This window comes from Rhodococcus sp. R1101 (genome assembly GCF_000278445.1).
Taxonomy (GTDB): domain Bacteria; phylum Actinomycetota; class Actinomycetes; order Mycobacteriales; family Mycobacteriaceae; genus Rhodococcus; species Rhodococcus gordoniae.
The window spans coordinates 1-3734 of the sequence record NZ_AJVB01000381.1 but is presented as its reverse complement, the minus strand read 5'-3'; the positions used below and the strand labels follow the sequence as shown (position 1 = coordinate 3734).

Below are 3734 nucleotides of genomic sequence, written 5' to 3'. Positions count from 1 at the left end.
CCGTTCTCGAGGCGGCCGTGGTCGCAGCACCGAGCGAGAAGTGGGGCGAACGTCCCGTCGCCTACGTGACGTTGCGCAGCGGCGCGAACGCCGACGAGGCGGAACTGCGGGCACACGTGCGTTCGCAGCTCGCCGGCTTCAAGGTGCCCGACAGCATCGTCTTCGGTGCCCTGCCGAAGACCGCGTCCGGAAAGATCCGCAAAGTCGAACTGCGCGAGCGTTTCTGAGCTCCGGCCGGGACGGTTCCCGACGTCACTTCTCGTCGAGGACCGTCCCGGCCCGCTCGGGCAGGGTGAACGCGGCGAGTGCGGCGACGACGAACGACGCCGCGAACGCGCCGAAGACGAGACCGTTGCCACCGGTGTCCAGCAGCACCGGCACCAGCAGCGGCGCGATGATCGACGCGAGCCGGCCGAAGGCCGCGGCCGAACCGGTGCCGGCGCCGCGGACCGGTGTGGGATACAGCTCGGGGCCGATCGCGTACAACGCACCCCACGCTCCGAGATTGAAGAACGACAGCGCCATACCGGCCGCGACGATTGTTCCCGGCGTCTCGGCGAGGCCGAACAGCCCCGCCGAGACGGCCGAACCGGTGAGGAAGACACCGAGCGTCGTGCGTCGTCCCCACACCTCGATCAGCCACGCCGCGACGCCGTAGCCCGGCAGCTGGGCGAGGGTGATGATCAGCGTGTATCCGAACGAGGTGACCAGGTCGAAGCCCTGCGCGACGAGCAGGCTCGGCAGCCAGATGAATGCGCCGTAGTACGAGAAGTTGATGCCGAACCACACGATCCACAGCGCGGCGGTGCGGCGGCGCAGGTTCGGCGCCCACACCGATCCTCGGGCGACCGGCTCTGCCACGGCCACGGGTTCGTGGCCCTCGTCGGGGACAGAGGCGACGCCGGCCGATCGCTCGTAGTCGCGCACGATCGACTCTGCTTCCGCGTAGCGTCCGCGACTTTCGAGGAAGCGCACCGATTCGGGTAGACCGAACCGCACGACGAGGGCGTAGGCGGCGGGGACGAGACCGACGGCGAGTGCCCACCGCCAGCCGTTGTCGCTCGTGGGGACGACGAAGTATCCGATCAGGGCGGCCAGGAGCCAGCCGACCGCCCAGAACGCCTCGAGGGCCACGACCACACGCCCCCGTATCCTGCGGGGCGCGAACTCACTGACCAACGTCGACGCGACCGGCAGTTCGGCACCGAGACCGAGTCCGACGACGAACCGGAGAACGATGAGCATCGCCACCGAAGTCGACAGCGCCGCAGCGCCGGTCGCCAACCCGTAGACGAGCAGCGTCGCGGCGAACACCTGCCGGCGTCCGATACGGTCGGCGAGCAGACCACCGAGCGATGCACCGATCGCCATACCGACGAAGCCGATCGATCCGATCCACGACAACTGAGTGGACGACAGATCCCACTGCACGGCCAGCGCCGCCATGACGAACGAGATCAACCCCACGTCCATGGCGTCGAGGGCCCAGCCCACGCCGGAGCCGGTCAGCAGGCGGCGGTGTCTGCCGGTGAACGGCAGGTCGTCGAGCCGCTGGGTGCGAGTGGTCATGCACCGAAACGTACCGCAGCCTCCGGGCCCGATCAGCCGCGCGCGGCGGCCTCCAGAGCCGAGACGTCGAGCCGGCGCATTGTCATCATCGCGGCGGTCACCCGCTGTACGACGGCCGGATCGGGGTCGGCGAGCAGTTCGTTCAGCCGCTTCGGTACCACCTGCCACGACAGGCCGTACTTGTCCTTCAACCATCCGCACGCGGATTCCTCGCCGCCATCGGCGGTCAGCGCGTACCAGTAGTGGTCGGCCTCCTCCTGGTCGGCGCAGTCGATCTGGAACGACACCGCCTCGGAGAACCGGAACTGCGGGCCTCCGTTGAGTCCGTAGAAGACCTGACCGTCGAGGAAGAACTCGACCGTCATCGGAGTCCCCGCCGGAACCGGGATGCCGCCTCCGGTGGACTCTTCGGTGTACCGGGTGATCTCCCCGATCTCGGAGTGGGGGAAGATACCGACGTAGAAGTTCGCGGCTTCCTCGGCGTTCATGTCGAACCACAGCCACGGAGTGATCCTGGGCATCGTGACTCCTCGTGCTGTCGAATGTGTTCCACGGTCACGAAGGCAGACCCTGCGCGGGTCGGATTCTCATCGCGGAGCGCGAGTGGGTATACGACGTGCGTGGCGAAGAAGACGCGCGATCGCAAGGAACGACCGAGACAGCGGCACCGGCCGCCGGGCACCGCACCCGCACCGCCGGCGCGGTACGTCGAGGATCCGATGCTGCCGGCGGCCTGGCTCGTCGACATCGACGGAACGCTCGCGCACATGGGCGACCGGAGTCCCTTCCACTGGCACCGGGTGGGTGAGGACACCGTCTCCCCGGCGGTCGAGGCCGCGGTGCGGGCGTTCGCCGCCGCGCCCGACCGGGCCGCGATCGTGTTGCTCTCGGGACGCGACGGCGTGTGCCGGCCGGAAACCGAGGAGTGGCTCGCCCGGCACGACATCCCCTACGACGAGCTGTACATGCGTCCGGCCGGCGACGACCGGAAGGATTCGATCGTCAAGGCCGAACTGTTCGACCGTCACATCCGGCACCGCTACCGCATCATCGCGGTGCTCGACGATCGCGATCAGGTGGTGCACATGTGGCGGCGGATGGGACTGGTGTGTTTCCAGGTCGCCGAGGGTGATTTCTGACGGGCTTCTGCACACGCCCCGTTCTCGACCGGTGACTCGATCATCCGGGGACTTCGGTACTCAGCGCGGTCGGCGGAACGATCGGGCCCCCGCCGAGATCGACGCGCCGGGTCCCGCATCCGACGCAACGCACGTACAGCACCGGTCCGATCGACGTGACGTGGCTCGACTCCACGCTCCACGCGTGTTCATGAGCAGGGGTCGGGGTGGGGCATTCCTGTGGGTTCCGAGCTTCGATGGCGGTCATGTCCACCACCATGATGTAATGCCCTTATGCATCTCAACCCTTACGGAGAGTATGCGGTTCTTCTCGCGGCGTCACTGGCCGACGACTGGCCCGAGGATCGGGCCGGCATCATGGCCCGCACCCGCGAGGTGGGCATGACCATGGACTTCCCGACCGCGCCCGACGACCATCAGCGCACCCGCGAGGTCATCGACGACTGGCTCGTCATCGTCGACGCGTCCGACCCCCGGGAACGTGCACGCCTGCTCAACGAGCAGATGGCCACCGCAGCGGCCTATCCCCGACTGACCGATCACGACGGCGAGGGTTGGCACCTGCACTACCGCGACGAGGTGCAGCCGCTCCCCGACGTGCTCCGAGCGGTGATCAGCGTCGGCACGGCCCTGCACCTCACCACTCGCGGAATGCACCGCCTCCACCGGTGTGCGGCATCGGACATGCCGCGGAACCCGTGCACGGCCGTGGTCGTCGATGTCACCCGCAACGGTCGCCGGCAGTACTGCTCCGTGCGATGCGCGAATCGCGCAGCGGTACGCCGACACCGAGCGAGGGCGGCATCGGACCGCCGACCCGCACATCCGTCGATCCGCACAGCCGAGTAGCACATCACGGCACGCGCGGATCACCCGTCCCCGGGTCTCCACGATCCGGCGGGTTGGGAAACTGGACAGCAGACATCCCACCGATCCGGAGGCTCCGACACCATGGCCGCTCGTTCCACCACCCGCCCGCCGAGGATCGACGCCCCGAACATCGGCGGCCTCATCGACTCCGACGGC

Annotated in this window: 5 protein-coding genes; 3 read left to right on the top strand and 2 right to left on the bottom strand. The window is 68.4% G+C overall.

Annotated features, from left to right (window positions below):
• The coding region (locus R1101_RS27385; protein WP_037224045.1) for an AMP-binding enzyme at positions 1–227 on the top strand (227 nt) is incomplete at its 5' end.
• A 25-nt stretch (positions 228–252) separates the two neighbouring features.
• Here the strand turns inward: R1101_RS27385 and R1101_RS0118285 are convergent.
• Together R1101_RS0118285 and R1101_RS0118280 are read right to left on the bottom strand one after the other, a co-directional pair.
• On the bottom strand, positions 253–1569 hold the full coding sequence (locus R1101_RS0118285; RefSeq protein WP_016934799.1) for an MFS transporter: 1317 nt from the start codon (positions 1567–1569) through the stop codon (positions 253–255).
• 32 nt (positions 1570–1601) lie between these two features.
• Positions 1602–2090, bottom strand: coding sequence for a VOC family protein (locus tag R1101_RS0118280; RefSeq protein WP_016934798.1), 489 nt, complete (start codon positions 2088–2090; stop codon positions 1602–1604).
• Between the two features lie 99 nt (positions 2091–2189).
• Here R1101_RS0118280 and R1101_RS0118275 point away from each other — a divergent pair, with 99 nt between their 5' ends.
• Positions 2190–2708 (top strand): phosphatase domain-containing protein, encoded by a 519-nt coding sequence (locus R1101_RS0118275; protein ID WP_016934797.1) that lies wholly within the window; start codon positions 2190–2192, stop codon positions 2706–2708.
• 273 nt (positions 2709–2981) lie between these two features.
• Positions 2982–3557: a CGNR zinc finger domain-containing protein gene (locus R1101_RS0118265; RefSeq protein ID WP_016934795.1), complete on the top strand. Its 576-nt coding sequence runs from the start codon at positions 2982–2984 to the stop codon at positions 3555–3557.
• Positions 3558–3734 lie beyond the last annotated feature (177 nt).

What these genes read in the sequence shown, in the direction of transcription:
- R1101_RS0118265 (WP_016934795.1), top strand. Translation starts at nt 2,982, where the DNA reads ATGCATCTCAACCCTTACGGAGAGTATGCGGTTCTTCTCGCGGCGTCA.
- R1101_RS0118280 (WP_016934798.1), bottom strand. Translation starts at nt 2,090, where the DNA reads ATGCCCAGGATCACTCCGTGGCTGTGGTTCGACATGAACGCCGAGGAA.
- R1101_RS0118285 (WP_016934799.1), bottom strand. Translation starts at nt 1,569, where the DNA reads ATGACCACTCGCACCCAGCGGCTCGACGACCTGCCGTTCACCGGCAGA.